Below are 25833 nucleotides of genomic sequence, written 5' to 3'. Positions count from 1 at the left end.
CTTAAGAGTCAGCGGACAGTTATACGGATTGCGGGCAAAAATTGCCAGCGGCGGGGCGGTAAATCCACGTCATTAGGAATTGTTCACATCAGTCATGCGGCGGGGGTCGAAATCTGTGATATCACGGCGGGAAAAATTAATTTCCTGTTGTTACAGTAACGTATGAAACAAAACCTGTTCTCCCCGGTTTGTTTCAGCGTGAGCCGTCACCGGCGTAGTAAAAGCGTCGGCCGGATTAAATAAAAAGTACCCTGGAAAAGGAACTTAAGGATGAGTAAAAAGGAAGGAAACCCGCGCTCGCGGGACATTACCCCCATTTATCTGGGCGACGGAAAGTTTCAGTTTAAGGGCCCCCAGAAAGCCTGCTATTTGACATTAATGAATGGCGGAAGCTGGGCATGGGTTATGGACAGAGGTGACGGGGGCATTGCGTTTTGCATGCCTTTGTCAGACAGGGAAATTAAGCTCGCCCTGGCCATGCTGGGCGTTTCAGAGTCCCCCCGGTATACCCCGGAAACGGTTAAAGCGGCCGAAGCGTCTCTGACTGCTGCTGGCGCGCTGGCGCTGGCGCGAGCCCCGGGCACGGTACAGCTGGCAATCACCGGAGAAGGGGTGATGGGTGCTGCCAGCTCCTTGCTGGCCGCGTTAGGCCGGGCCGCCTCGGCTGTGGCCGCAGGCGCGGCAGGCGGCATTGCGATTGCCGCCATTTTCCATTCTCCGGAGGTGGGGGCTGGCAGCGACAGAGTGCCGGGGCGTGATGTCGCTGCGATGTTCGCAATGCCTGCCAGCACTCTGTTACCTAACAGGAAAGGGCTGGAGCCGGGCGTACGGACGGCAGACCTGGCGGTACGCGCTTCGCTGGTGATGAGCAACGGTGAGCTGGCGTTAAAACTGCTGAAAACCGGAGAGGGTGGATTACCGTCGGCGGTACCGGTCCTGACGGCGGTGCGGGATGCAGCGACAGGGCTGGATATCATCACGCTGCCTGCGGTAGCGGGCCAGCCACCGCGGACCATTTTGATCAACCCGGCTCCCGGGCCATCTTCGCCGTCAAATACCGGTAATTCGGCTCCGTCAGTCCCGGTAACGCCGGTGCATACCGGGACAGTGATAAAACCGGTTGGGACGATTCAGATCACCACCACGCCAGTGGCCGATCCGGGCGGGATGCAGGATTTTGTTTACTGGCAGCCGGACGCCAGCGGCAGCGGCGTGCAGCCGGTGTATGTGGTACTGACGGACCCTCTGGATTCAGGGCGTTACACCCGCAGGCAGCTTGACAAGAAATATAAGCATGCCGGGAAGTTTGGAATTACCGACTCGCGAAAAAATAGCACCACGCTGACGCAGTTTCGCGATGCAATAGAGGCGCACCTGAAGGATAAGGACACCATTGAGCGGGGGACATACCGACGGGAGAAAGGCTCCCGGGTATATTTTAACCCCGGAACGATGAATGTTGTCGTCCTTAAAATCAATGGTGATTTCCTGAGTGGCTGGAAAATTGATCCGACAATTGACAACGGCAGGATCTATTTAGAAACGGAGGTTTTATGAGCAGAGTTAAATTGGTCGAGCTGGGAAGAGACTTCCTCAGCAACAGGATTAGTGTTGAACAGTTTTGCGAAGATATCGTTATCGAACGGGACAGATTATGGGGAGTGAGAGAGCCGGACAAGGCGGTAGATCGCTGCGGAGAGGAACTTTTCATGGCAGCCGACTGCTATGACCCTGAACCGGATCGCAGTCGCTATAGCTGCGAGATGAATGAGGCCGAATTAAGGGCGGAAGTGAAAGCCCTGCTGGAGCAGTTTAACCTGCTCTGAGCTGCACTCCTTCGGAATACCTGCATGCCGGGACGATGAATGTTGTCGTCCTTAGAATCAATGGTGATTTTCTGAGTGGCTGGAAAATTGAACCGGCTGACGACAACGGCAGGATCTGTTTAGAAACGGAGGTTTTATGAGCAGAATTAAGCTGGTCGAGCTGGGAAGAGACTTCCTCAGCAACAGGATTAGTGCTGAACAGTTTTGCGAAGATATCGTTATCGAACGGGACAGGTTATGGGGGGTGAGAGAGCCGGATAAGGCGGTAGATCGCTGCGGTGGTGAGCTTTTCATTTTAGCTGACTGCTATAACCCCGACTCGGATCGCGACGACTACGAGCTGGATGAGGCCGAATTAAGGGCGGAAGTGAAAGCCCTGCTGGAGCAGTTTAACCTGCTCTGAGCTGCACTCTTTCGGAATACCTGCATGCCGGGACGATGAATGCTGTCGTCCTTACAATAGAGGGTGATTTCCATTCAGGCTGGGAAATTGACCCAGCAATCGATAACGGCAGGATCTGTTTAGAAACGGAGGTTTTATGAGCTGGATTAGTCAAGTCGAGTTAGGAAGAGAATTGGTCAACAACCAGATCAGTGCTGAGCAGTTTTCCGAAGATATAATAAAAGGACGTCGTAAGTTATCTGAAGAAGAGCCCAATAAAGCAATAAACTGGTGCGCGGGCGAGCTTTTCATTTTGGCTGATTGCTATAACTCCGACTCGGATCGTACCGAAGGGGAGCTGAGTGAGGCCGAATTAAGGGCGGAAGTGAAAGCCCTGCTGGAGCAGTTTAACCTGCTCTGAGCTGCACTCCTTCGGAATACCTGCATGCCGGGACGATAAATGCTGTCGTCCTTAAAATAGAGGGTGATTTCCATTCAGGCTGGAAAATTGACCCGGCAATCGATAACGACAGGATCTGTTTAGAAACGGAGGTTTTATGAGCAGAGTTAAATTGGTCGAGCTGGGAAGAGACTTCCTCAGCAACAGGATTAGTGCTGAACAGTTTTGCGAAGATATCGTTATCGAACGACGCAAGTTATGGGGAGTGAGAGAGCCGAATAAGGCGGTAGATCGCTGCGGAGAGGAACTTTTCATGGCCGCTGACTGCTATAACCCTGAACCGGATCGCAGTCGCTATAGCTGCGAGCTGAGTGAGGCCGAATTAAGTGCGGAAGTGAAAGCCCTGCTGGAGAAGTTTAACCTGCTCTGAGCTGCACTCCTTCGGAATACCTGCATGCCGGGACGATGAATGCTGTCGTCCCTACAATTGAGGGTGATTTCCATTCAGGATGGAATATTGATCCGGCAATCGATAACGGCAGGATCTATTCAGAAACGGAGGTTTTATGAGCACAATTAAGCTGGTCGAGCTGGGAAGAGACTTCCTCAGCAACAGGATTAGTGCTGAACAGTTTTGCGAAGATATCGTTATCGAACGGGACAGGTTATGGGGAGTGAGAGAGCCGGATAAGGCAGTAGATCGCTGCGGAGAGGAACTTTTCATGGCCGCTGACTGCTATGACCCTGAACCGGATCGCAGCAAAGGAGAGCTGAATGAAGCTGAATTAAGGGCGGAAGTGAAAGCCCTGCTGGAGCAGTTTAACCTGCTCTGAGCCATCTTCGTTGTGACCTGCCTGGGGCCGTTAGGCCGGGCGGGGTTTATGCGGGTCTGATATAGCTAATTTCATTGACGTACCAGGTTGCCTCGCCGATCGGTGTGTGAACCAGCGCGACATCGCCCACCTCTTTTTTCAGCAGCGCGCGGGCCATTGGCGAGTCGATCGAGATGTAGTCGTTACGGCCAAAAATTTCATCATAGCCGACGATGCGAAAGCGCTTAATGTCGCCGTCATCGTTTTCGATCTCTACCCAGGCACCAAAGAAGACTTTACCATCCTGCTGCGGTGAGTAATCCACAATGCGCAGTTGCTCAAGGCACTTAGTGAGGTAACGGACGCGACGGTCGATCTCGCGCAGGCGCTTTTTGTTATATTGATAGTCTGCATTTTCGCTGCGATCGCCAAGGCTGGCCGCCCAGGTGACTTTTTTGGTCACTTCAGGGCGATCTTCCCGCCAGAGAAAGTCCAGTTCCTGCTTCAGCCTGTCGTAGCCTTCGCGGGTGATCAGTTTAGTTTTCATCGTTGGCCCATTTTCTCTGCTGCAATCTCTCAGGTTATTTTGTGGTGTGCTGCGGGCAGATGCAAATTCATTACGGCGTATCGGCCGTGCGTTACTGTTTGTTTGCGTTGATTATTCGTGCCTGCGCTTCTCTGCCTGCGGCCAGCCCCGGTGCTGCTTTTTTGATTCAGGTTAAAGATAAGCTGCTGTTTAATATGCTTTGTAACAATTTCGGCTACAATATAAACCATTATTGACTGTTACATTCAGGCATCTTTTTTAAGAATAATGGCTCAGGCAATTGCGCCTTTGGGAGTAACGAAATGCAAGAAAATTACAAAATCCTGGTCGTAGATGATGATATGCGGTTACGTGCACTGCTCGAACGCTATCTGACCGAGCAGGGCTTCCAGGTACGCAGCGTGGCCAACGCCGAACAGATGGATCGCCTGCTGACCCGTGAGTCCTTTCATCTGATGGTACTGGACTTAATGCTGCCGGGAGAAGACGGCCTGTCAATTTGCCGCCGCCTGCGCAGCCAGAGCAACCCGATGCCGATTATTATGGTTACCGCCAAGGGCGAAGAGGTGGACCGCATCGTCGGGCTGGAAATCGGGGCGGATGACTATATTCCAAAACCCTTTAACCCGCGTGAACTGCTGGCTCGCATTCGCGCCGTGCTGCGCCGTCAGGCCAACGAACTGCCGGGTGCGCCTTCCCAGGAAGAAGCCGTTATCGCTTTCGGCAAGTTCAAGCTGAATCTCGGGACGCGTGAAATGTTCCGCGAAGACGAGCCTATGCCATTGACCAGCGGTGAATTCGCCGTACTGAAAGCACTGGTAAGCCACCCGCGTGAGCCGCTGTCGCGCGACAAGCTGATGAATCTGGCCCGCGGTCGCGAATACAGCGCCATGGAGCGATCCATTGACGTGCAGATCTCTCGCCTGCGCCGCATGGTGGAAGAAGATCCCGCTCACCCACGCTATATCCAGACCGTCTGGGGTCTGGGCTACGTATTCGTTCCGGACGGCAGTAAAGCATGAGGCGGATCCGCTTCTCACCCCGTAGTTCCTTTGCGCGCACGCTGCTGCTGATTGTTACCCTGCTGTTCGTCAGCCTGGTAACGACCTATCTGGTGGTGCTGAACTTTGCCATTCTGCCGAGCCTTCAGCAGTTTAACAAAGTGCTGGCCTATGAGGTGCGCATGCTGATGACCGACCGGTTACAGCTTGAGGACGGTACGCAGCTTGAGGTGCCGCCGGCATTTCGTCGTGAGATCTATCGCGAGCTGGGTATCTCGCTGTATACCAATGCAGCGGCGGAAGAGAGCGGATTACGCTGGGCGCAACATTACGAGTTTCTCAGTCAGCAGATGGCGCAGCAGCTGGGTGGCCCGACCGACGTCCGCGTGGAGGTTAACAAGAACTCCCCGGTCGTCTGGTTGAAAACCTGGCTGTCGCCGGATATCTGGGTAAGGGTGCCGCTGACGGAGATCCACCAGGGTGATTTTTCACCGCTGTTCCGCTACACGCTGGCGATAATGCTGCTGGCCATCGGCGGTGCCTGGCTGTTTATCCGCATTCAGAACCGCCCGCTGGTGGAGCTGGAGCACGCCGCGCTTCAGGTAGGGAAGGGGATTATTCCGCCGCCGCTGCGCGAGTACGGCGCTTCGGAGGTGCGTTCGGTCACCCGGGCCTTCAACCAGATGGCGGCTGGCGTTAAGCTGCTGGCCGATGACCGAACGCTGCTGATGGCCGGCGTCAGCCATGACCTGCGAACCCCGCTAACGCGTATCCGCCTGGCAACGGAGATGATGTCGCAGGAAGATGGCTATCTGGCAGAGTCGATCAACAAAGACATTGAAGAGTGCAATGCGATTATCGAGCAGTTTATTGATTATCTGCGCACGGGCCAGGAGATGCAGTTTGAACGGGCCGATCTCAATGGTGTACTGGGCGAGGTCGTGGCGGCAGAGAGCGGATATGAACGCGAAATTGATAATGGCGTGATGCCGGGTGAGCTGATGCTGGACATCAACCCGCTGTCGATTAAGCGCGCAGCCGCGAATATGGTGGTCAACGCCGCGCGCTACGGCAACGGCTGGATCAGAGTCAGCAGCGGTAGCGAGCTTCAGCGGGCCTGGTTCCAGGTTGAAGATGACGGCCCGGGCATCCATCCCGATCAGCTTAAGCACCTGTTCCAGCCCTTTGTGCGCGGCGACAGTGCCCGCAGCACCAGTGGCACCGGCTTAGGCCTGGCGATTGTGCAACGCATTATTGATGCCCATCAGGGGACGCTGGATATTGGGGAAAGCGAACGGGGCGGGCTGCGTATTCGCGCTTATCTGCCTCTGCCTGATAACAGCGCATTACCGCCAGCGGTCAGCAGTAGCTGAATCCTGGTCTTAACCGCAATAAGAGAGGCCGTTTATCCAAACGACCTCTCTTTTTTTTACAGCTGGGGTCCGGCGGGGATCAGCGCTTCACCGGCAGGGGTGTCGGTATATTTATCGAAGTTTACGATAAACCGCTGAGCCAGATCGCGGGCTTTACCCTCCCACGCCTCCGCGCTGTCGTAAGCGTTTCGGGGGTCCAGGATCTGTGCATCCACGCCCGGCAGAGAAGTCGGCATAGCCAGATTAAAAATCGGCAGGTTCTGCGTCTCTGCATCGGCTAACTGCCCGCTGAGGATAGCGTTGATTATCGCGCGCGTATCCTTGATCGAGATGCGTTTGCCGCTGCCGTTCCAGCCGGTATTGACCAGATAAGCCTCTGCGCCTGCTGCTTCCATTCGCTTCACCAGCACGTCGGCATACTGAGTAGGATGCAGCATCAGGAAAGCCGCGCCGAAGCAGGCGGAGAAGGTCGGTGTCGGTTCGGTAACGCCGCGTTCCGTACCGGCCAGCTTGGCGGTAAAGCCGGAAAGGAAGTGATACTGAGTCTGGTCCGGCGTCAGGCGTGAAACCGGCGGCAGAACGCCGAAGGCATCCGCGGTGAGGAAAATCACTTTCTTAGCGTGGCCCGCTTTTGAAACCGGTTTTGCGATGTTTTCAATATGATTGATCGGGTAGGAGACGCGGGTGTTTTCCGTCTTGCTGCCATCATCATAATCCACTGAACCATCGGCGCGAACGACCACGTTCTCCAGCAGCGCATCGCGGCGTATTGCCTGATAAATTTCCGGCTCGGCCTCGGCAGAAAGCTTAATGGTCTTGGCGTAGCAGCCGCCCTCAAAGTTAAACACGCCGTCGTCGTCCCAGCCGTGTTCATCATCCCCAATCAGCTTTCGCTGAGGATCGGTAGAGAGGGTCGTTTTACCGGTGCCTGAGAGGCCAAAAAAGACCGCCACGTCGCCTTTCTCGCCAACGTTGGCAGAACAGTGCATCGAGGCGATGCCCTTAAGCGGCAGCAGATAGTTCATGACCGCAAACAGCCCTTTCTTCATTTCGCCACCGTACCAGGTACCGCCGATCAGCTGGATACCCTCGGTGAGATTGAAAGCCACAAAGTTCTCAGAGTTAAGACCCTGCTGCTTCCAGTCGGGATTAGTGCATTTCGCCCCGTTCATTACCACAAAATCAGGGACAAAATCGCTCAGCGCTTCATCGTCCGGGCGGATAAACATATTTTTGACAAAATGCGCCTGCCAGGCCACTTCAGTAATAAAACGAACGCACAGACGGCTATCCGGATTTGCACCGCACCAGCTGTCAACGACAAACAGACGCTTTCCGGAGAGTTGCTGGGTGACTAATGACTTCAGAGACTGCCAGGTTTCGTCGCTGAGCGGCTGATTGTCATTTTTACCCTTGCCCTGATCGTTCCACCACAGCGTATCGCGGGTGGTATCGTCGCGAACGATATACTTATCTTTCGGCGAGCGGCCGGTAAAATCACCGGTATCAACGGCAATCGCACCGGAATTCGTTTCAATACCGCGCTCGTAGCCGGTCAGACCGGGGCGAGTTTCTTCATGGTAGAGCGTTTCGTAATCCGGATTATAAATAATCTCAACCGTATCCGTTATGCCATAAGCGATGAGGTCCTGCGGGGTCAGGTCTCGCATAGTACTGCTCCTTTTCGGCTCTGTTCTGCAAAAGAGTGTAGGATAATTTTTATCCGTTGACCGTGACGGGGCGCGCGCCTGACCGGATCCCGGCCAATACGCACGCGCGCAGTTTACACTTGTCTTGTCGAAGGGAAAGTAGCAGGGTGCAGAAATGAGAGGCAGGGCGTGAATCTTACGAAAAATTAATACATTGCGCCTAAAAATATGCCACCGACTCGGGTAAAGTCGATGGCATCATGCGCTTTCAGCCAGGGTGGAGCGGATGCAGAAGAGCGTTAGTGAAGACGGTCACTATCGCCCGCGCCAGCGTCATTGCGGATGGCCGCAATATCTACGGCATCGTAGAGGTAGTTTTTGCCGCAGTAGTCGCAGTGCATATCAATCTTGCCATCTTCAGCCAGCATCTGGTCAACTTCAGCGACGGGCAGGGTGCTCAGAACTTCACCACAGCGCTGATGAGAGCAGGAGCATTTGAAGCAGACATCCTGAGGATCGTACAGCGTCACCTCTTCCTGATTATACAGACGCCACAGCACTTCCTGCGCGGGAAGGTTAAGCAGCTCTTCTGTTTTAATCGTCCCGGTTAAGGTGGTCAGATGCTCAAAGTCATCGGTTTTCGTCTCCTGCGCGGGCAGAACCTGAAGCAGGATCCCTGCCGCGCCCGGCTGACCTTCTGCCTCGCCGGTGCGGATAAACAGACGCGTTGGCAGCTGCTCGGAACGCATAAAATAGTCTTCCAGGCATTCCGCCAGCGTTTCTCCCTCCAGCCCCACTACGCCCTGATAACGCTCACCCTCATCCGGGGAGAGCGTTATTACCAGGTAACCGTTACCCACCATCTCTTTCAGGCTGCTGCCGGGGGCGATATCGCCCTGCATGCGCGCCACGCCGCGCATTTCCTGCTTGTTATTGCCGTTAATCACCGCCAGGTTGAGAGGGCCATCGCCCTGAAGCTGAACGGTAATATTACCGGCAAACTTCAGCGTGGCGGTAAGCAGGCTGGTAGCAACCAGCAGCTCGCCCAGCACCTGTTGAACCGGCTGTGGGTAATCATGCCCGTCGATGATGTCGCGCCAGGTGGTGGAAACGCTGACCAGTTCACCACGCACGGCGTAGTTTTCGAACAGATAGCGGTGCAGTTGGTCTTGATGAGCCATAGTTCTCTCTCGTTAACGACGGGTTATTCGTCGCCGGTATTTTTAAATTTCATTAAGTCCCGGCGCTCTTTTTTATCAGGGCGACGGTCGGGATGAGGCATACTCAGCGCATTCATTTTTCGCGCCAGCGCTATTTTTTCCCGTTTCTCAATACTTTGTGCCGTTTCGGCGTACATCTGCTGGGCTTCTGATGCTGGACGGCGCTGGTCATTGACCAGGCGCACTACCACCGTACGTTCATCATTGCCCTGACGGAGCGTCAGTTCCGCATCGGGCTCAACAATCTTGCTGGGCTTGCTGCGCTGACCGTTATAGTGAACCTTACCGCCTTCGATCATCTGGCGCGCAGCGGCGCGCGTCTTATAAAACCGCGCGGCCCACAGCCATTTATCGAGCCGAACCGCCTCTGCGGGTTTCTCTTTCATCGCAGCTCCTTTTCGGGAATAACCTTATGTATGGGTGGAAAGCCAGAATTCAAGGCGTGTCTTCAGCGGTTAATTGCTGACGCGGTCGGGCAGGTCAGAAGGGGATCAAGAGACGTGCCACCGTTAAAAATAGCATAAAAGTGGCAGGCTCAGAACTGCGGGCGAAAGCTCTGGGTGCTGTTCAACGTAGGATTGAAGCACTTGTCATAATAATTCTGAATGGCGTTAATCCGCAAGCGGTTGCGGTGCATACGCCGCAGCGCCAGCAGGCTATTAACAATAAAACTCAGCGCGACGACTAACAGCAGCAGGGTTGTTCCCAGATAGCGGAATAGCGTAATGGTATCGGGGGCGCTATGCAGGGCGATATGCCAGGTGCCGTTAGCATCGGTGCTGATGTTAGTCACAATCCCGCTGGCGGAGAAGGGGGTATGCAGCAACATACCCGAAAGACGCTGCAACTCCGGCCACTGATCCGGGGCGTTATAATCAAACAGTGAGATATTCGGAGCCTGCTGGCTAACCAGCTGACGACCTTCGTCGCTGAGGATCAGAAAGCCGCCCGGCGGTGGGCTGTTCAGCGATTCGGCAGCGCGGCGCGTTTCCCGGTAGAAAAACGAAGACGTGGCCGTATTCACCAGATTCTCCAGGGCTTCCGCGCTTACCGGACGCAGCAGCACGTTCATGCCGTTTAGCGAACCGGAATCGGCGCGCTGAACCAGCGTTTCCCAGTCTTTGGCATTACCCAGGTTAACCAGCGCGTTCTTCAGCCTCACGCAGTCCTGATCCTGGCTACACAGCTCCTGCGTTCTCAGCACAATGTCCGAAAAGTCATCCAACAGGATCATACCGGACTTTTGAATGGCGGTGGCAAGCTGCGGATTAAGTTTAGGGTCGGGACTACCCTGTGGATGCAATTGAAGACTGGTGGTATTGAGCAGCGCGGTCGCCTTATCAATAATATCTGACTGCGGCTGTGGCAGCGGCGGTGAGTTATTCCAGTACACTGCCGAGCAGTCAAAAGGCATAAACGCATAGCTGCGGTTACCCTGGTAGGTAGTGGGGATGGAGCACATGCCTCTGCCGCTAACTTTCAGACGGTCGCCCACGCGCAGTGGGATTTTTTCCAGATCGTTAACCGAGGTAACCTGAACGCTCTCGGTTCCTTTGAGCCAGGCCATGCTCAGCTTTAACGGCATACTGAGCGGAACCCACGCGATCAGCAGGGCCAGCACCAGCAGGGAACCTGCCGCCAGCACCACGTTTTTGCGCCAGCGCTGAACCGGGAAGTGGCGGACCTCATCCTGTAGCGAAAGAAACCGACCCTGGCGCACGACATGGCGGTTCAGGTAGATATCGACTTCCGTCTCTTTCCCAAAATCGTGGGTAATGTAAGGCTGCCAGTGGGCGGGATAAATCAGGTCGATGATGCCCAGGGAGATATTGCCAATCTGCCCCTGATTGGATTCGCCAAACAGACCCCAGCGCTTTGGCGCGCCGCGCAGACAGTGGATCTCACGCAGATCTTTTTCAGAGGGGCGACGATAAAGTGACCAGGCGCTGACCAAAATGATGACCACCGCGGCCAGGTTAAGCCAGGGCATCATGAGCAGCGGGCCAACGAGGCTGACAAAAAAGAGCATCAGCGCGACACCGATAGCGACGGCCTCCCGCGTACCATCAGGTCGGCTAAGCGCATACTCCTCCGGCGTCTCTTTACGTACGCTCAGGAGCTCAATATGCTCACTCTCTTCTTTGCGGATCGACGCATTTTGCGCCAGTGGCCGGGCTGCTGCTGCTGCCATCGCTGGCTGCTCGTAGATGTAGTTCACCAGCGAGTGGCCATTAAGCGAGATCACCAGAGGGATGGTCTGGGTTTTGATCAGTTCGACAAAGTTTTCTTCGGCAATGTACTGTTCCCACTGCGGCGGAAGATGAACCTCAACGGCATCAAGATAGTATCGCCAGTTGTGCGGCTCGTCCGTGGACAACCCGTAGCGGGTTATTGAGCGCGTGACGGGATAGACATTGTTGCTTTGAGAGGTCAGTACCAGCGGATCTATCGCAGGGCTGGCACCGGAAGACAGTGAGGCGTCACGATTTTTAGCCAGTGAGGCGATATAGCGCTCAATGCCTTTACGTTCGTCATCATTCAGTTTACGAAAGGGGGGACTAATGAATGGCAGTGGTTTCGCCAACGGCGGACGATGCCGCATAGCGTACCAAAAGAAACAACCCGCCCCGACTGAGCAGGCCAGCATTACAGCCAATATGATGACTATTGTGCTCATGCTTCCCTCATTCCTGCCACTCTGCTCCCGTCGCTATTCTGGTGGTTACCTGCCTGGTACATATTGCTGGTGATATTGTGGCGGGTTTAGACGGCGCTGGCAATCCGCTGAGTATATAAAAATAGCACACAAAATCATTAAATTAGAATTATATTGTATAAGTCCCGTACCAGATCCTACCAATCTACAGGCAGGGTAAGTATCGGCGTATTCCTATTTTTGACTGATATGATTGACATTTTTTAAATCTTTTCAGTGTCTCGTAAATCATATTTGTTATAACCGCGGAAAATAATCTGTGCAATGATTGGCATACTCTTTTTGCTGCCGCACAATGGGAAGCCGGTACCCTGTACCGACACTCGCGGGCTGTTAAGCCCATTTTTAGGCGTTCCGCTGGGGCCACTATGACCAGACAACTACAGAAACCCGACATCCTTAATGTTGAAGCCGTGGCACGTTCGCGCCTGTTTACCGTCGAGGCCGTAGATCTGGCGTTCAGTAATGGAGCCCGACGCGTTTACGAGCGGATGAAGCCCTCCGATCGCGAGGCCGTAATGATTGTGCCAATCATTGGCGACGATCTGATCCTAATTCAGGAATATGCGGTGGGGCTGGAGTGTTACGAGCTGGGCTTTCCGAAAGGCCTGATCGATCCGGGTGAAACCCCGTTTGAGGCGGCAAATCGCGAGCTGAAAGAAGAAGCTGGGTTTGGTGCGCACAGGCTGGAAACGCTGGCAAAGCTCACCATGGCGCCTTCCTATTTTTCCAGCAAAATGAATATCGTTGTGGCTGAGCAACTTTACGAAGAGAAGCTGGAAGGAGATGAGCCGGAGCCGCTTCCGCAGGTTCGTTGGCCGTTAAATAACCTGCTGGGTCTGCTGCAGGAACCAGATTTCCGCGAGGCGCGCAACGTCAGTGCGCTTTTCCTTGTTCGTGAATGGCTGGTTAAGCAGGGCCGTCTGCGCTATTAAAGCAGCCCGCCTTTTTGACCTGACGCGGGTTAGCGCGGTCAGGAAGGCAGAGGCAGCGTCCAATGCAGGACCAGGACACTCCGTTGTCATGGTCCTGCATTAACTCAGAACAGCTCGTGGCTCTGACCGTTGTCCATAAGCGTGGTTCCCACGTCATGGACGGAGTACTCGGTTGGCTGGGTGCCGTTTATAAAGTACTCCTGACGCGTATTCCCGCCGCCGTTAGCCAGCTTGCCGGTACTGCGATCGATAGTCACCGTTACCACGCCTTCCGGCGGCGTCAGCGGCTGTAGCGGAACGCCATCAAGCGCTGCTTTCATATATTCGTCCCAGGCCGGTTGCGCACTCTTTGCCCCTCCCTCATAACCTGAAATTTGATCCTTAATTGCACCGGAAGCGGTGGTACGTCCCAGATCGCGGCGGTGATCGTCAAAGCCAATCCATACCGACGTCACCACGCCAGGCCCGTAACCGGAGAACCAGGCATCCTTGGAGCTGTTGGTGGTCCCGGTTTTACCGCCGATGTCGTTACGTTTCAGATCGCGGCCCGCTCGCCAGCCCGTGCCCATCCAGCCCGGTTCACCGAAGATGTTGGAGTTCAGCGCGCTTTTAATCAGGAACGACAGCGGCGTATTGATCACGTGCGGGGCATACTGCTGCTGACCATCCTGCGCGGCCTGTTGTTGAGAAACCTGCTCAAGCTGTGGCTGCGGCACGGCGGTATTGCTACCGACCTGCGAGATAGTCGGATTTTCCACGCTGTCTTCGCTAAGGGCGACGGCCTTTTGCGTATCGCCGTAAATCACCGGCAGATTGCATTCCGGGCAGGCAATTTTAGGTTTCTCTTCGAACAGCGTATTGCCCTGTTCATCCTGAATTTTACTGATGAACCACGGGTCAACCAGGAAGCCGCCGTTAGCCATTACTGAATAGCCTCTGACCATCTGCAACGGTGTGAAAGAAGCTGAACCCAGCGCCAGAGATTCTGTGTGAACGATATTCTGCGCCGGGAAGCCAAAGCGTTGCAGATACTGTGCGGCATAATCAACGCCCATCGCGCGCATTGCGCGAACCATCACCACGTTTTTCGACTGTCCCAGCCCCTGACGTAAGCGGATTGGGCCATCGTAGGTCGCCGGTGAGTTTTTGGGACGCCAGTCGGCGCCTGCGCCAGCATCCCAGCGGGAAATCGGCACATCGTTCAGAATGGAGGCCAGCGTCAGACCGCGATCCATGGCGGCGGTATACAGGAAGGGCTTAATGTTCGACCCGACCTGGCGCAGCGACTGCGTGACGCGGTTGAATTTACTCTGGTTGAAATCGAATCCACCGACCAGCGCGCGAACTGCACCCGTTTGGGGATCCAGCGAAACCAGCGAGGAGTTTACGTCAGGCACCTGCGCAATCCACCAGTCGCTATCGACCTTACGAACCCAAACCTGCTGGCCGGGCTGAACGACATCGGTAACGGACTGAGGCGTACGGCCCTGGACCGTGTCAGATTTATACGGACGCGCCCAGCGCATGCCGGCCAGGCCAAGCGTCACGCTGCTGCCATCGCGCAGGGTGGCAGTGGCCTCCTCACGGGTAGCATCAGTGATAACGGCGGGGATCAGCGGCCCATATACTGGCAGCGCCTTGAGCGTTTTCAGGATTTCGCTGTGTCCCCAGCTCTGCTCACCTACTTTCCATAAAACGTTAGCCGGGCCACGGTAGCCGTGACGCATGTCATAGGCGATGACGTTGTCCTGCACCGATTTCTGCGCTGCCAGCTGTAGCCTGCGCGTAATAGTGGTAGTGACCCTGAATCCGTCGTTATAGGCATTTTCGCCGTAGCGTTTGATCATCTCCTGGCGCACCATTTCAGTCAGATAAGGCGCGGAAAAGGCAATTTCAGGTGCATGATAGATGGCGGTAAGCGGGGTGCTGCGAGCCTCTTCATACTGTGACTGGGTAATGTAGTGCTGGTCGAGCATGCGACCCAGCACCACGTTACGGCGCTGCAGCGCTCTGTCATGTGAATAGAGCGGGTTGAACGTTGACGGCGCTTTAGGCAACCCGGCAATCATCGCCATTTCACTCAGGGAAAGCTGATCGACATTTTTGCCAAAATAGACCTGAGCGGCCGCGCCAACGCCGTAGGCACGGTAGCCGAGATAGATTTTGTTCAGATAAAGTTCAAGGATTTCATCTTTACTCATCATCTGCTCAATGCGGATGGCGAGGAAAGCCTCCTTGATTTTACGCATCAGGGTACGTTCAGGGCTGAGGAAGAAGTTTCTGGCCAGCTGCTGAGTAATGGTACTTGCACCCTGGGACGCGTGGCCAGACACCAACGCGATACTGGCTGCACGAAAAATACCAATGGGGTCAACGCCGTGATGCTCGTAAAAACGGCTGTCTTCGGTCGCGATAAAGGCTTTTACCATCACCGGCGGGATCTGCTGCAGTTTTAACGGAATGCGTCGCTTCTCACCGTACTGGGCGATCAGTTCGTTATCGGCGCTGTAGATCTGCATCGGCGTCTGAAGACGGACGTCTTTCAGCGTGGCCACGTCCGGCAGCTGGGGCTCTATATATTTGTAAAGGCCATAGATCGAGCCTGCTCCCAGCAGAATGCAAAGCACTGCAAGGATTAAAAAATACTTTACGAACTTCACCTGATATTTTCCACTTTATGTCGATCGGGCAGTTTATAAACAATCGCGCGGTAGTATAAAGGCAAGCCAGAAGCTTGGATACGTCCTTTTAATCACTGACGATATGGAGATCGCGCCTGATGGCATTTCAGACATGGCAAGTCGGCCTGGATATTCAGAACGGGCAGCTTTGCGCCCTCGGCATTCAGCGCCGTCGCAACGGCTGGCAACTTCGTCACTGGTGGCAACATGCTCTGCCGCAAGATACGTTAACCCACGGGCTGCTGCAACGTCCGCAGGCGGTTATCGCTCTCCTGCAACGCTGGCGCAGACAGCTTCCTTACCATATTTCTCTGCGTGTAGGATTCCCGCCCCAGCTGGTGCTACAGCGCCATATTGACCTGCCGCCTGTCCAGCTACGCGAACCAGAGCGTAGCAGCTATATTACCGCAGCGGCCAGTCGATTTTTCCCAATTGAGCTGGAAAAGCTGGCGTTGGATTACCGGCAGCCGACGGGCAGCGCGTCACAGTTCTGCGTCACCGCTGCCCGGCGTGAGGCGCTGCAAAACTGGCTGGACTGCCTTGAACAGGCGCGGCTTACGCCTCAGGTCATGGAGCTATCGCCGTCCGCGCTTTTTGCGCTGTCGCAAACGCTGTCACTCGATCCCGCCGTGACCCTGATTCATCGACTGGCCGATCACTGGCTATGGTTTGCGCCCCAGCGTGCAGGGCAGCGCTGGGGATGGTGTTCGCGCGAAGAGGCCAATGACTTCAGTGCGCTCCGGACACGTCATTTTGCGCAGGAGGCCGCTTTTTATTACAGCACGGTGGAGCAGGATGCGCTGCCTGATGGCGCTAAGTGGCTTAATCCCCTGGATGCGATCCCCCTTAAACAGGCGCCGCTGCCCGTTTACCCGGGTGCGTTTAGCCTTGCGGCGGGGCTGGCGCTGAGGCCGGAGGATAGCTAATGAGCTGGGTCAATTTACTGCCCTGGCGTGCGCAGCGCGACAGAAAGCGGCTACGGCGCGAGGGCTGCCTACTGGCTATGCTGATGCTCATAGAGGTTTTCTTTGCTCTGACCATTGCCGGAAAACGTGCAGAGAACCTCCGGCATGAGAAAACGGTAGCTCTCTGGCACCGGGCGAATCAGCAGGCTACTGAGTTACAAACGCGCACGGCGGCTCGCGTTCAGTATAAGCAGTCGCTGGCGCTGCGCCTCGCTGCCCGGCAGCAAAAGCAGCAGCAGATATCGCGCTGGTATGATTTTCTGCGCAATCTGCCCGACGCGATGCCTGATGAACTCTGGCTGAGCGGACTGAGTAAAACGCTGGATACGCTGGTGCTGATGGGCTTCTGTCGGGAACCGCGTGAAGTAGATGCCTTTCGTCAACGGTTACAGGCTTTAGATCTCTTCCGCCGGGTTGGTACGCAGAGTCTTCGTCGGGATGACAGCGGCCGGATACAGTTCAGCCTGCTGGCCGTGCTGCCAGATAAGCCGCCTGTCGATGAGTAATACGCTGCTCTTCCGCTGGATTACCCTGCCCTGGCACTATCGCCTGATGCTGTTTTTACTGCTGGCAGGGGGATTATCCATCGCGACAGACCGGGGCTATAGGGCACCTGCCGATCGTCAGAGTGCCGCGCTGGCGGCTCAACAGCGGAAAGAGACGCGGCGTTACCCTACGATTCTGCGCAGCATTGCCAGCAGCGGGTCGCTGAACCTGCTGGAGGCGAACATTTCCCAGCTCGAGGCTGCCCTGCTGCCGGTCGAACCAGACCGACGCTTTTCACTGGTTGCACTGTTGGAAATGGCGGGAGGTGAGCTGCGGCTATGGCAGCCCGATGCCACCGGCGCTGCGCTGGTGCTCAGCCTTAGCTGGCCGCAGGTACAAAAGGTACTGGCCTATTTAAGCGGCCTGCCCGGGGCCGCTGAGCTGCCGCATTTCACCCTGAAGCCTGAGGAAGAGCGGCTACTATTCCACCTGGGGCTGGTACTTAACGATGCAGAATAATGTGCTGCATACCACGCTACGGGCATTGTCGCTACTGATCCTGTTTCTCTCATCGGGTCATGCCGCGCGCGATCCCTTTGTTCCCGTGGGCAGCGATGCCTGCCGGTCACTGCCTGCGCCGCCTCAGCACTGGCAGCTGGGCGGTATCATTGGCCGTGAGGGGGACTACCGCGCGTGGCTGGTTTTTAACCCCGAACGATGGGTGGTGCGAACGCCGGATGAGCGGCTGGATCAGCACTGGCACCTGGACGCGGTTAGCGCGTTGAGTATTACCGTCACTCCGGTGCCTGGGTGTTTGCCGCCGAGGGAAGTCAAACTAAAAGGACGACTTTATGAAATGGCAGATGATCCTGCTACTCCTGTTATGCAGGCCGCTTTACGCTGAACCGGATACGCTCTCGCTGGCTTTTGATCGGGCGCCCATCGCGCAGGTGTTGCAGGCGCTGGCCGACTGGCAAAAACTGAACCTGATGGTGGCACCTGGCGTAGAGGGGGTCGTTTCGCTTCGACTACAGGATGTGCCCTGGCAGCAGGCACTGGCGCTGGTGGTGAAAATGAATAAGCTAACCGTAGAGACAGAGGATAATGTGCTGCTGGTTTATCCGGAAAGCTGGCTGCAGGATAATTATCAGCGGCAGAAAGCGCGTCAGGCAGAGGCACAGAGTGCGCTGCCGCTGGAGACGCTGTCGCTCGCGTTGCTGCATGCCGATGCCACGGTGGTAAATAACAGTTTGCAGGCAGGTCGCGACAAACTGATGACGCCGCGCGGCAGCGTGACGGTAGATTTACGTACTAACAGCCTGCTACTGCGTGATACGCAGGCAGCGCTGGACTTGACGCGCCGCTGGGTCAGGGCGCTCGATCAGCCGCTGGAGCAGGTCGAGCTTTCAGCACATATCGTGACCATCAGCGAAGAGAGCCTGCGCGAGCTGGGAGTACGTTGGGGCATGAGCGGTGAAGAGAAGATAAATAGCGCGCTTCGCGCCAGCCAGCTGAGAGTCGATCTGGCCGTGACCAACCCGGCCATCGCGGCAGGCTTTACCGTTGCCCGTCTGAACGGCAGGCTTTTAGATCTGGAGCTCAGTGCGCTTGAGCAGGAGAATAAGGTGGAAATCATCGCCAGCCCGCGCTTGCTGACCTCCCATCAGCAGCCCGCCAGCATTAAACAGGGCACTGAAATACCCTATGAAGTCTCCAGCGGGAGCAATGGTAGTACCACCGTTGAGTTTAAAGAAGCGGTACTGGGGATGGAGGTCACGCCAGTCGTACAGCCAAACGGTCGGATTTTACTCAAGCTACACATCAGTCAGAACGTGCCGGGGAGTATGATGCGCAGTGGTGAGGGGGAGTATCTGGCGATTGATAAGCAGGAGATACAGACCCAGGTTACGCTCCGGGACGGGCAGACCCTGGCTTTAGGGGGCATTTTTCAGCAACACAGTTTGAAGGGGCAGCGGAAAGTTCCGTTAATGGGAAGCATCCCTGTGTTAGGCTCTCTGTTCCGTTACGATTCCACTGAACAAAAGCGGCGAGAATTAGTGATCTTTATCACACCGAAGTTGATTCGTGACGAGTAATGCTTTTTTTGTACCAAACTGAGGAGCCAGGTGCTTTTTTCCCTGATTGGTATCATATGCGTTTGACGCAAGAGCCGAATTAGCTTACAAGGTTTAGCGATTTTTGATTTATGGGCCTGGTTTTGGCTTGAGAGAATGCATTTAACCCGTTTTTTATCGTGCGCAACCGGCGTAGCCGATGCAGTGACATCGGGCTGATAAATGAAGCGGACTGAACGCGTAACAATGAGTACGCAATGGGCAAGGTCAATTTAATCGGTTGCCAAAACACCTTCAGTGTTGAGATAATTTTCTTCTGACTCTCGCACTATCGCTCATGAGGTTTCAGTTCATGTCCTGTCCGGTTGGACGGGGTATCATTAACGAATTGTCTTAGTAATACCGAAAAAATGGCAGAGAAACGCAATATCTTTCTGGTTGGGCCTATGGGTGCCGGCAAAAGCACTATTGGGCGTCAGTTAGCTCAGCAACTCAATATGGAATTTTTCGATTCCGATCAAGAAATTGAGCGACGTACCGGAGCGGATGTGGGCTGGGTGTTCGACGTCGAAGGCGAAGAAGGCTTCCGCGATCGCGAAGAAAAAATCATCAACGAACTGACTGAGAAGCAGGGCATTGTGCTGGCTACCGGTGGCGGTTCAGTTAAATCACGCGAAACGCGCAATCGGCTTTCTGCTCGCGGCGTAGTGGTGTATCTGGAAACAACCATCGAAAAGCAGCTTGCCCGTACGCAGCGTGATAAGAAACGGCCCTTACTGCAGGTGGAGTCTCCGCCGCGTGAAGTGCTGGAAGAGCTGGCTAACGAACGCAATCCGCTTTATGACGAGATTGCTGACGTGACGATTCGTACCGATGACCAGAGCGCCAAAGTGGTCGCGAATCAGATTATCAATATGTTGGAAAAAAGCTGAAGACGGCTTAAACCCGTTCGCGGGCCAAAGTAAAAAGGTGATACCGCTTCATGGAGAAGATTACCGTCACTTTGGGGGAGCGAAGTTACCCCATTACCATTGATGCTGGATTGTTTACCAATCCGGCTTCCTTTTGGCCGCTGCAGGCGGGCGACAGGGCTATGGTCGTCACCAATCAGACGCTGGCTCCGCGCTATCTTGCCCCGCTGTGTAACCTGCTTGAAAAGGCTGGCGTAAAGGTGGATCAGGTTATTCTCCCCGATGGCGAACAGTACAAAACGCTGGCAGTGATGGATCAGGTATTCACCGCGCTGCTGGAAAAAAACCACGGGCGTGATTCCACTTTGATTGCCCTGGGCGGCGGAGTGATTGGCGATCTGACCGGTTTTGCGGCTGCCAGCTATCAGCGCGGCGTTCGCTTTATTCAGGTTCCGACCACGCTGCTCTCTCAGGTCGACTCCTCTGTTGGCGGCAAAACCGCCGTCAATCACCCGCTCGGCAAAAATATGATCGGCGCTTTTTATCAGCCGGCTTCCGTTGTTATTGATATCGACTGCCTGCGCAGCCTGCCGCCGCGTGAGCTGGCATCAGGCCTGGCCGAAGTTATCAAATACGGCATTATTCTTGACGCTGAGTTTTTCAACTGGCTTGAAGAAAACCTGGATGCGCTGCTGACGCTGAACAGCAGGGCGCTGGCTTACTGTATCCGCCGCTGCTGTGAGCTAAAAGCAGAGGTGGTGGCCGCCGACGAACATGAGCACGGACAGCGTGCCTTGCTCAACCTCGGACATACCTTTGGACATGCCATCGAAGCCCATATGGGCTACGGTAACTGGTTGCACGGTGAAGCCGTTGCCGCCGGGATGGTTATGGCCGCCCGCACCGCAGAGCGCCTGGGTCAGTTTTCCACTGCAGATACCGACCGGATCATTGCTCTGCTCAGTCGTGCCGGCCTGCCGGTAACGGGGCCGGAGAGCATGGCGACTACCGACTATATGCCACATATGCTACGTGATAAGAAAGTGCTGGCGGGTGAACTTCGTCTGGTGCTACCGCTGGCTTTAGGCCGTGCGGAAGTGCGCAGTGGAGTGAGCCACGATCGGGTTCTTGCTGCGATTAATGATTGTCAGAATTCAGCTATCTGAAGAGTTTGACTGGGTTTCGACCCGACGTGATATTTAAGTTTATCGCCGTTCATAGGGTAGTGAACCGCGTCGCCGCGCTACTGGAGGAGGTTATATGGACGAGTTTAAACCGGAAGACGAACTAAAGCCTGACACCAGCGACCGCCCCACGCAGCGGTCTCGCAAACGATCTGCCGCCCCTAAGGCACCGGTTTCACGTCAGCATATGATGATGGGGATCGGTATTCTGGTTTTACTGCTGCTGGTGATTGGCATTGGATCTGCCCTGAACTCGCCTAAAGAGGGCGGCAATCAGCATGCGCAGCAGCCAGCGACATCAGGATCGCAGCCTGGCACCCCGGGCAGCGGCGGGGATAAAAACATCGACCTCTCGGGCTCTTCCTCCATGAGCGGCCAGTCTGGCACGCCTGCGCCCGATGCAGCAAACACCAGTGCGGCTAACACCAGTGCAGCGGACAGCAATGCGGCGGTAGCCCCGGGTCAGCCAGCGACAGCCAACGGACCACAGGAGATCAGCGCACCGCCGGTCTCTTCAACGCCCACGCAGGCACAACAGACGCAAACGCCACCAAACCAGCAGCGTGTAGAGCTGCCGGGCGATCTCAACAGCGCCCTGGCGAATCAGCAGGGCCAGGTGGATGCCGCGACGCAGGATTCGCAGAACAACGGTAGCTCTCTGCCAACCACAGCGGCTACGGTCGCTGGCGGCCAGGTCTCGCACCCGGCCGTGAGCCAGCCCGCTCAGCCACGTCATGTACCGACGCATGTAAACAAACCTGCGGCAGTGCATCACCGGCCAGAAAGCAAACCGGTTGCCAGAGAGAGTAAGCCGCACGAGGCGGCGCCGCGTCATAGCGTTTCGGAAACGCCTAAGGCGACCGCAGCGCATCCGGCAGCCTCAACGTCAACGCCTGGCGGCAACTATACGCTTCAGCTGAGCAGCGCATCACGCGCCGATTCGTTGAATGCCTGGGCGAAAAAGCAGAATCTCAGCGGCTACCACGTCTATAAAACGACGCGTAACGGTCAGCCGTGGTTTGTCCTGGTCAGCGGCTCATATGCCACACCAGCGGAAGCTAAACGGGCAGTATCTTCACTGCCAGCCGAGGTGCGCGCCGGTAACCCCTGGGTCAAGCCGGTGAGTCAGGTGAAGAAAGAGTCGCAGAATTAGCCTCGGGATACCCGATTTTAAGTTGAAGTGAGTCAGCGCGCAGAGATGCGCGCTGATGAATTAAAGCGCAGATATGCTGTCGGTGTAACCGCAGCCAGAAGAGTAATTGTAATAAACGACGGCATGAAAAAAAATCGCGCTTTTTTAAAATGGGCGGGGGGAAAATTCCCGCTTCTTGATGATATACAACGTCATCTCCCCGACGGAGACTGTCTGGTTGAGCCTTTTGTCGGTGCGGGATCCGTATTCCTTAACACCCACTTTCCGCGCTATATCCTGGCCGATATCAACAGCGACCTGATTAACCTCTACGATATCGTCAAAACTCGTGCGGGTGAATTTGTCGCCGATGCCCGCCAGCTGTTTACCCCTGAATCAAACGATGCTGAATTCTACTATGCACGTCGTCTGGAGTTTAACCGCTGTCAGGATCCCTATCGCCGTGGCGTGTTGTTTTTGTATCTGAATCGACACTGCTACAACGGGCTGTGCCGCTATAATCTGAGCGGCGAGTTTAACGTGCCCTTTGGCCGCTATCGCAAACCCTATTTCCCCGAGGATGAGCTCTACTGGTTTTCAGAGCGTGCGCAAAATGCGACCTTTGTCTGTGAATCGTACGATGTTACTCTTAGTCGGGCGCCTCAGGGTTCGGTGGTGTACTGCGATCCTCCTTATGCGCCGCTGTCGGCCACGGCGAACTTTACCGCTTATCACACCAACAGCTTCAGCATGCAGCAGCAGGCACATCTGGCGGAGCTGGCCAATAAGCTATCTTTTGAGAGCCGTATTCCAGTACTGATCTCTAATCACGATACTCCAATGACCAGACTTTGGTATCAGGCCGCCGAGCTGCATAAAATCAAGGCCCGGCGATCGATTAGCCGCAATGGCGCCGGTCGTAATCAAGTGGATGAACTGCTGGCGCTGTTTGTCAGCGGCTGACCTTAACTGCTGTACGTGCCTGCCAACGGGCGCGTGAAATGGGAGAAACGGATGAAACAGTTTTTACTCGCCCCCTCAATTCTGTCTGCCGATTTTGCCCGCCTGGGTGAAGACACGGCGAAAGTGCTGGCAGCCGGTGGAGACGTTGTGCATTTCGATGTGATGGATAACCATTACGTGCCCAACCTGACTATGGGACCCATGGTGCTGAAAGCGCTGCGCGATTACGGTATCACGGCCCCTATCGACGTGCATATGATGGTGAAGCCGGTCGATCGTCTGATCCCGGATTTTGCTAATGCCGGTGCCAGCTATATCACCTTCCATCCTGAAGCTTCCGAGCACCTCGATCGTTCTCTGCAACTGATTAAAGAGCACGGCTGTAAAGCCGGGCTGGTGTTCAATCCGGCCACGCCGCTCAGCTACCTTGATTATGTTATGGATAAAGTCGACGTCATTTTGCTGATGTCGGTCAATCCGGGTTTCGGTGGCCAGTCCTTTATCCCCGGTACGCTGAATAAGCTGCGGCAGGTACGCCGCCTGATCGATCAAAGCGGCTATGACATTCGGCTGGAAGTCGACGGTGGCGTAAAGGTTGAAAACATTGCTGAGATCGCTGCGGCGGGCGCGGATATGTTTGTTGCCGGATCGGCCATTTTTGGTCAGCCGGATTACAAAAAAGTCATTGATAACATGCGTAACGAACTGGAGAAATCACGTCATGGCTCATTTCACTAACGTTCGCGCGCTGGCCTTTGATCTGGACGGGACGCTGACGGACAGTGCTCCCGGACTTGCCTACGCGGTTGACGCTGCGCTGACTGCACTTAATTTACCCGCCGCGGGCGTGGAAAGGGTGTCCACGTGGATTGGTAACGGGGCCGATGTGCTGATTGAGCGCGCATTAACCTGGGCGCTGGGGCATCAGCCGGAAAGCGCCGTCATTGCCGACGCGCGCGTTCTGCTCGACAGGCACTATGCCACGACCATTGAGAGCGGCAGTAAGCTGTTCCCCGGCGTGAAAGAGGGCCTGGCCGCGCTGGCGGAAAAAGGCCTGCCGATGGCGATCGTGACGAATAAGCCGACGCCATTTGTTAAGCCCCTACTGACGTCGCTCGGCATTGCTGACTACTTTAGCCTGATTATTGGCGGTGACGATGTTGCGGTGAAAAAACCGCATCCGGCCCCGCTGTTTCTGGTGCTAGGCAAGTTTGGCCTGTTGCCTGAGGAACTGGTCTTTATTGGCGATTCACGCAACGATATTCACGCAGCCCAGGCCGCCGGGTGTCCCAGCGTTGGCATGACCTGGGGCTACAACTACGGCGAGCCGATAGCAACCGCGCATCCTACCGTGGTACTTGACCATTTTAACGATTTGTTGCCCACGCTAGGGCTGTAATTATCAGGACGAAAAAACATGAGCAAACCCATCGTATTTAGCGGCGCACAGCCTTCCGGCGAACTGACCATCGGTAACTATATGGGGGCGCTGCGTCAGTGGGTCAATATGCAGGACGACTACCACTGTATCTACTGCATTGTCGATTTACACGCCATCACCGTCAGGCAGGATCCGGCCGCGCTGCGTAAGGCGACTCTGGACACGCTGGCGCTTTACCTCGCCTGCGGTATCGACCCGAAAAAAAGCACTATTTTTGTGCAGTCACACGTCCCTGAACACACTCAGTTGAGCTGGATCCTGAACTGCTACACCTATTTTGGCGAGCTTAGTCGCATGACCCAGTTTAAGGATAAGTCGACGCGCTACGAAGAAAATATCAACGCCGGACTGTTTGACTATCCGGTGCTGATGGCCGCCGATATTCTGCTTTATCAGACCGCGCAGGTGCCGGTCGGGGAAGATCAGAAGCAGCATCTCGAGCTGAGCCGCGATGTTGCCTCACGTTTTAATGCGCTTTACGGCGACGTTTTCCGGGTACCTGAGCCGTTTATTCCGACTTCTGGCGCGCGCGTGATGTCGCTGCTCGAGCCGACTAAAAAGATGTCTAAATCTGACGATAATCGCAACAACGTCATCGGTCTGCTGGAAGATCCTAAGTCGGTTGTGAAGAAGATTAAACGTGCGATGACCGACGGCGATGAGCCGCCGGTGGTGCGCTATGACGTGAAAAACAAGGCGGGCGTTTCTAACCTGCTGGACATCCTGTCCGGCGTAACCGGTAAGAGCATCCCCGAGCTTGAACAGCAGTTTGCAGGCCAGATGTACGGCCACCTGAAGGGCGCCGTGGCTGATGCCGTTTCAGAGATGCTTGGCGATCTCCAGGCGCGATACCATGAGTTCCGCAATGACGAAGCCCTGCTGGAACAGATTATGCGTGACGGCGCGGCGAAAGCCCGGGCGCAGGCGCAGGAAACGCTGAAGAAGGTATATGAAGCCGTCGGCTTTGTTGCTCAGCCATAATCCTGCCCTCCGGCCAGCAGCAGAATGCACGCTGCTGGCCAGTCCTCCCCCTGCGTATCTTCTCAATCCCCCGCGTATTTTGTGCAGGCTGAACCTCTCACGCGTATGTATAAATATCTGCCGCGCAGTGTGTGCAGGCTGAACTTCTCACGC

27 protein-coding genes are annotated in these 25833 nt (G+C 55.3%); 21 read left to right on the top strand and 6 right to left on the bottom strand.

All coding sequences use genetic code 11. The features are described 5' to 3' along the window. The first annotated feature begins 270 nt into the window (after positions 1–270). From AAGR22_RS20335 to AAGR22_RS20310, 6 genes are all read left to right on the top strand, one after another. On the top strand, positions 271–1557 hold the full coding sequence (locus AAGR22_RS20335) for an S-type pyocin domain-containing protein (RefSeq protein WP_345829293.1): 1287 nt from the start codon (positions 271–273) through the stop codon (positions 1555–1557). After that, a complete protein-coding gene (locus AAGR22_RS20330) occupies positions 1554–1826 on the top strand; it encodes a colicin immunity domain-containing protein (RefSeq protein WP_345829292.1) in 273 nt (90 codons plus the stop codon). The genes AAGR22_RS20335 and AAGR22_RS20330 overlap by 4 nt, the downstream gene beginning before the upstream one ends. A gap of 136 nt (positions 1827–1962) precedes the next feature. After that, positions 1963–2229, top strand: coding sequence for a colicin immunity domain-containing protein (locus AAGR22_RS20325; RefSeq protein ID WP_345829291.1), 267 nt, complete (start codon positions 1963–1965; stop codon positions 2227–2229). A gap of 136 nt (positions 2230–2365) precedes the next feature. Next, the gene (locus AAGR22_RS20320; RefSeq protein ID WP_345829290.1) at positions 2366–2629 is read left to right on the top strand and encodes a colicin immunity domain-containing protein; all 264 of its coding nucleotides are present in this window, start codon (positions 2366–2368) and stop codon (positions 2627–2629) included. A 136-nt stretch (positions 2630–2765) separates the two neighbouring features. Further along, positions 2766–3038 (top strand): colicin immunity domain-containing protein, encoded by a 273-nt coding sequence (locus AAGR22_RS20315; protein ID WP_345829289.1) that lies wholly within the window; start codon positions 2766–2768, stop codon positions 3036–3038. Positions 3039–3174: 136 nt separating this feature from the next. Beyond that, entirely contained in the window at positions 3175–3441 is a 267-nt protein-coding gene (locus AAGR22_RS20310) for a colicin immunity domain-containing protein (protein ID WP_345829288.1), read from the top strand. 46 nt (positions 3442–3487) lie between these two features. On the opposite strand, the gene greB is transcribed toward AAGR22_RS20310, so the two are convergent. After that, positions 3488–3967, bottom strand: coding sequence for a transcription elongation factor GreB (gene greB, locus AAGR22_RS20305; RefSeq protein WP_067709834.1), 480 nt, complete (start codon positions 3965–3967; stop codon positions 3488–3490). 302 nt (positions 3968–4269) lie between these two features. Here greB and ompR point away from each other — a divergent pair, with 302 nt between their 5' ends. Then, a complete protein-coding gene (gene ompR / locus AAGR22_RS20300; RefSeq protein WP_001157751.1) occupies positions 4270–4989 on the top strand; it encodes a two-component system response regulator OmpR in 720 nt (239 codons plus the stop codon). Then, on the top strand, positions 4986–6341 hold the full coding sequence (gene envZ / locus AAGR22_RS20295; RefSeq protein ID WP_067709837.1) for a two-component system sensor histidine kinase EnvZ: 1356 nt from the start codon (positions 4986–4988) through the stop codon (positions 6339–6341). Before ompR ends, envZ begins: the two co-directional genes overlap by 4 nt. 56 nt (positions 6342–6397) lie before the next feature. Here the strand turns inward: envZ and pckA are convergent, their stop codons facing one another. The 4 genes from pckA to AAGR22_RS20275 all read right to left on the bottom strand — a co-directional run bounded on the left by pckA (position 6398) and on the right by AAGR22_RS20275 (position 11887). Beyond that, positions 6398–8011: a phosphoenolpyruvate carboxykinase (ATP) gene (gene pckA, locus AAGR22_RS20290; protein WP_067709840.1), complete on the bottom strand. Its 1614-nt coding sequence runs from the start codon at positions 8009–8011 to the stop codon at positions 6398–6400. Between the two features lie 278 nt (positions 8012–8289). After that, positions 8290–9171 (bottom strand): Hsp33 family molecular chaperone HslO, encoded by an 882-nt coding sequence (gene hslO, locus AAGR22_RS20285; protein WP_067709842.1) that lies wholly within the window; start codon positions 9169–9171, stop codon positions 8290–8292. A gap of 23 nt (positions 9172–9194) precedes the next feature. After that, the gene (gene hslR, locus AAGR22_RS20280) at positions 9195–9596 is read right to left on the bottom strand and encodes a ribosome-associated heat shock protein Hsp15 (RefSeq protein ID WP_067709845.1); all 402 of its coding nucleotides are present in this window, start codon (positions 9594–9596) and stop codon (positions 9195–9197) included. A 149-nt stretch (positions 9597–9745) separates the two neighbouring features. After that, positions 9746–11887: an intracellular growth attenuator family protein gene (locus AAGR22_RS20275; RefSeq protein ID WP_345829287.1), complete on the bottom strand. Its 2142-nt coding sequence runs from the start codon at positions 11885–11887 to the stop codon at positions 9746–9748. A gap of 407 nt (positions 11888–12294) precedes the next feature. Between AAGR22_RS20275 and nudE the strand changes: the two genes are divergently transcribed. After that, positions 12295–12861 carry an ADP compounds hydrolase NudE gene (nudE, locus tag AAGR22_RS20270; protein ID WP_067709849.1) on the top strand — a complete coding sequence of 189 codons (567 nt, stop codon included), beginning with the start codon at positions 12295–12297 and terminating at the stop codon, positions 12859–12861. A 104-nt stretch (positions 12862–12965) separates the two neighbouring features. On the opposite strand, the gene mrcA is transcribed toward nudE, so the two are convergent. After that, entirely contained in the window at positions 12966–15521 is a 2556-nt protein-coding gene (gene mrcA, locus AAGR22_RS20265) for a peptidoglycan glycosyltransferase/peptidoglycan DD-transpeptidase MrcA (RefSeq protein ID WP_345829285.1), read from the bottom strand. A gap of 119 nt (positions 15522–15640) precedes the next feature. Here mrcA and pilM point away from each other — a divergent pair, with 119 nt between their 5' ends. From pilM to trpS, 12 genes are all read left to right on the top strand, one after another. Next, positions 15641–16468 (top strand): pilus assembly protein PilM, encoded by an 828-nt coding sequence (gene pilM, locus AAGR22_RS20260; protein WP_345829284.1) that lies wholly within the window; start codon positions 15641–15643, stop codon positions 16466–16468. Next, complete coding sequence (locus AAGR22_RS20255) at positions 16468–17013, top strand: PilN domain-containing protein (RefSeq protein ID WP_345829283.1); 546 nt, start codon at positions 16468–16470, stop codon at positions 17011–17013. Before pilM ends, AAGR22_RS20255 begins: the two co-directional genes overlap by 1 nt. Next, entirely contained in the window at positions 17006–17512 is a 507-nt protein-coding gene (locus AAGR22_RS20250) for a hypothetical protein (protein ID WP_345829281.1), read from the top strand. Before AAGR22_RS20255 ends, AAGR22_RS20250 begins: the two co-directional genes overlap by 8 nt. Further along, entirely contained in the window at positions 17502–17897 is a 396-nt protein-coding gene (locus tag AAGR22_RS20245) for a hypothetical protein (protein ID WP_345829280.1), read from the top strand. Before AAGR22_RS20250 ends, AAGR22_RS20245 begins: the two co-directional genes overlap by 11 nt. Then, positions 17857–19089 (top strand): DNA uptake porin HofQ, encoded by a 1233-nt coding sequence (hofQ, locus tag AAGR22_RS20240; RefSeq protein ID WP_345831631.1) that lies wholly within the window; start codon positions 17857–17859, stop codon positions 19087–19089. The genes AAGR22_RS20245 and hofQ overlap by 41 nt, the downstream gene beginning before the upstream one ends. Positions 19090–19478: 389 nt before the next feature. After that, complete coding sequence (aroK, locus tag AAGR22_RS20235; protein WP_067709862.1) at positions 19479–20000, top strand: shikimate kinase AroK; 522 nt, start codon at positions 19479–19481, stop codon at positions 19998–20000. Between the two features lie 50 nt (positions 20001–20050). Then, entirely contained in the window at positions 20051–21145 is a 1095-nt protein-coding gene (aroB, locus tag AAGR22_RS20230; RefSeq protein ID WP_345829277.1) for a 3-dehydroquinate synthase, read from the top strand. Positions 21146–21239: 94 nt separating this feature from the next. Then, positions 21240–22316 carry an SPOR domain-containing protein gene (locus tag AAGR22_RS20225; protein WP_345829275.1) on the top strand — a complete coding sequence of 359 codons (1077 nt, stop codon included), beginning with the start codon at positions 21240–21242 and terminating at the stop codon, positions 22314–22316. A 123-nt stretch (positions 22317–22439) separates the two neighbouring features. After that, positions 22440–23258 carry an adenine-specific DNA-methyltransferase gene (dam, locus tag AAGR22_RS20220; RefSeq protein WP_067709865.1) on the top strand — a complete coding sequence of 273 codons (819 nt, stop codon included), beginning with the start codon at positions 22440–22442 and terminating at the stop codon, positions 23256–23258. 51 nt (positions 23259–23309) lie between these two features. After that, positions 23310–23996 (top strand): ribulose-phosphate 3-epimerase, encoded by a 687-nt coding sequence (gene rpe / locus AAGR22_RS20215; protein ID WP_067709866.1) that lies wholly within the window; start codon positions 23310–23312, stop codon positions 23994–23996. Further along, complete coding sequence (locus tag AAGR22_RS20210) at positions 23980–24657, top strand: phosphoglycolate phosphatase (protein WP_345829272.1); 678 nt, start codon at positions 23980–23982, stop codon at positions 24655–24657. The genes rpe and AAGR22_RS20210 overlap by 17 nt, the downstream gene beginning before the upstream one ends. Before the next feature lie 18 nt (positions 24658–24675). Continuing rightward, a complete protein-coding gene (gene trpS / locus AAGR22_RS20205) occupies positions 24676–25680 on the top strand; it encodes a tryptophan--tRNA ligase (RefSeq protein ID WP_067709869.1) in 1005 nt (334 codons plus the stop codon). Positions 25681–25833 lie beyond the last annotated feature (153 nt).

Origin of the sequence: Erwinia sp. HDF1-3R (assembly GCF_039621855.1) — a bacterium.
GTDB lineage: Bacteria > Pseudomonadota > Gammaproteobacteria > Enterobacterales > Enterobacteriaceae > Erwinia.
This window is presented reverse-complemented; position numbering and strand designations above follow the sequence as displayed.

Coding starts and splice junctions, on each gene's coding strand:
- pckA (WP_067709840.1), bottom strand. CDS start 8,011: ATGCGAGACCTGACCCCGCAGGACCTCATCGCTTATGGCATAACGGAT.
- trpS (WP_067709869.1), top strand. CDS start 24,676: ATGAGCAAACCCATCGTATTTAGCGGCGCACAGCCTTCCGGCGAACTG.
- AAGR22_RS20315 (WP_345829289.1), top strand. CDS start 2,766: ATGAGCAGAGTTAAATTGGTCGAGCTGGGAAGAGACTTCCTCAGCAAC.
- aroB (WP_345829277.1), top strand. CDS start 20,051: ATGGAGAAGATTACCGTCACTTTGGGGGAGCGAAGTTACCCCATTACC.
- hofQ (WP_345831631.1), top strand. CDS start 17,857: ATGATCCTGCTACTCCTGTTATGCAGGCCGCTTTACGCTGAACCGGAT.
- dam (WP_067709865.1), top strand. CDS start 22,440: ATGAAAAAAAATCGCGCTTTTTTAAAATGGGCGGGGGGAAAATTCCCG.
- AAGR22_RS20320 (WP_345829290.1), top strand. CDS start 2,366: ATGAGCTGGATTAGTCAAGTCGAGTTAGGAAGAGAATTGGTCAACAAC.
- nudE (WP_067709849.1), top strand. CDS start 12,295: ATGACCAGACAACTACAGAAACCCGACATCCTTAATGTTGAAGCCGTG.
- AAGR22_RS20330 (WP_345829292.1), top strand. CDS start 1,554: ATGAGCAGAGTTAAATTGGTCGAGCTGGGAAGAGACTTCCTCAGCAAC.
- aroK (WP_067709862.1), top strand. CDS start 19,479: ATGGCAGAGAAACGCAATATCTTTCTGGTTGGGCCTATGGGTGCCGGC.
- ompR (WP_001157751.1), top strand. CDS start 4,270: ATGCAAGAAAATTACAAAATCCTGGTCGTAGATGATGATATGCGGTTA.
- AAGR22_RS20310 (WP_345829288.1), top strand. CDS start 3,175: ATGAGCACAATTAAGCTGGTCGAGCTGGGAAGAGACTTCCTCAGCAAC.
- AAGR22_RS20245 (WP_345829280.1), top strand. CDS start 17,502: ATGCAGAATAATGTGCTGCATACCACGCTACGGGCATTGTCGCTACTG.
- AAGR22_RS20335 (WP_345829293.1), top strand. CDS start 271: ATGAGTAAAAAGGAAGGAAACCCGCGCTCGCGGGACATTACCCCCATT.
- rpe (WP_067709866.1), top strand. CDS start 23,310: ATGAAACAGTTTTTACTCGCCCCCTCAATTCTGTCTGCCGATTTTGCC.
- envZ (WP_067709837.1), top strand. CDS start 4,986: ATGAGGCGGATCCGCTTCTCACCCCGTAGTTCCTTTGCGCGCACGCTG.
- AAGR22_RS20225 (WP_345829275.1), top strand. CDS start 21,240: ATGGACGAGTTTAAACCGGAAGACGAACTAAAGCCTGACACCAGCGAC.
- greB (WP_067709834.1), bottom strand. CDS start 3,967: ATGAAAACTAAACTGATCACCCGCGAAGGCTACGACAGGCTGAAGCAG.
- AAGR22_RS20255 (WP_345829283.1), top strand. CDS start 16,468: ATGAGCTGGGTCAATTTACTGCCCTGGCGTGCGCAGCGCGACAGAAAG.
- AAGR22_RS20210 (WP_345829272.1), top strand. CDS start 23,980: ATGGCTCATTTCACTAACGTTCGCGCGCTGGCCTTTGATCTGGACGGG.
- pilM (WP_345829284.1), top strand. CDS start 15,641: ATGGCATTTCAGACATGGCAAGTCGGCCTGGATATTCAGAACGGGCAG.
- AAGR22_RS20325 (WP_345829291.1), top strand. CDS start 1,963: ATGAGCAGAATTAAGCTGGTCGAGCTGGGAAGAGACTTCCTCAGCAAC.
- AAGR22_RS20250 (WP_345829281.1), top strand. CDS start 17,006: ATGAGTAATACGCTGCTCTTCCGCTGGATTACCCTGCCCTGGCACTAT.
- AAGR22_RS20275 (WP_345829287.1), bottom strand. CDS start 11,887: ATGAGCACAATAGTCATCATATTGGCTGTAATGCTGGCCTGCTCAGTC.
- hslO (WP_067709842.1), bottom strand. CDS start 9,171: ATGGCTCATCAAGACCAACTGCACCGCTATCTGTTCGAAAACTACGCC.
- hslR (WP_067709845.1), bottom strand. CDS start 9,596: ATGAAAGAGAAACCCGCAGAGGCGGTTCGGCTCGATAAATGGCTGTGG.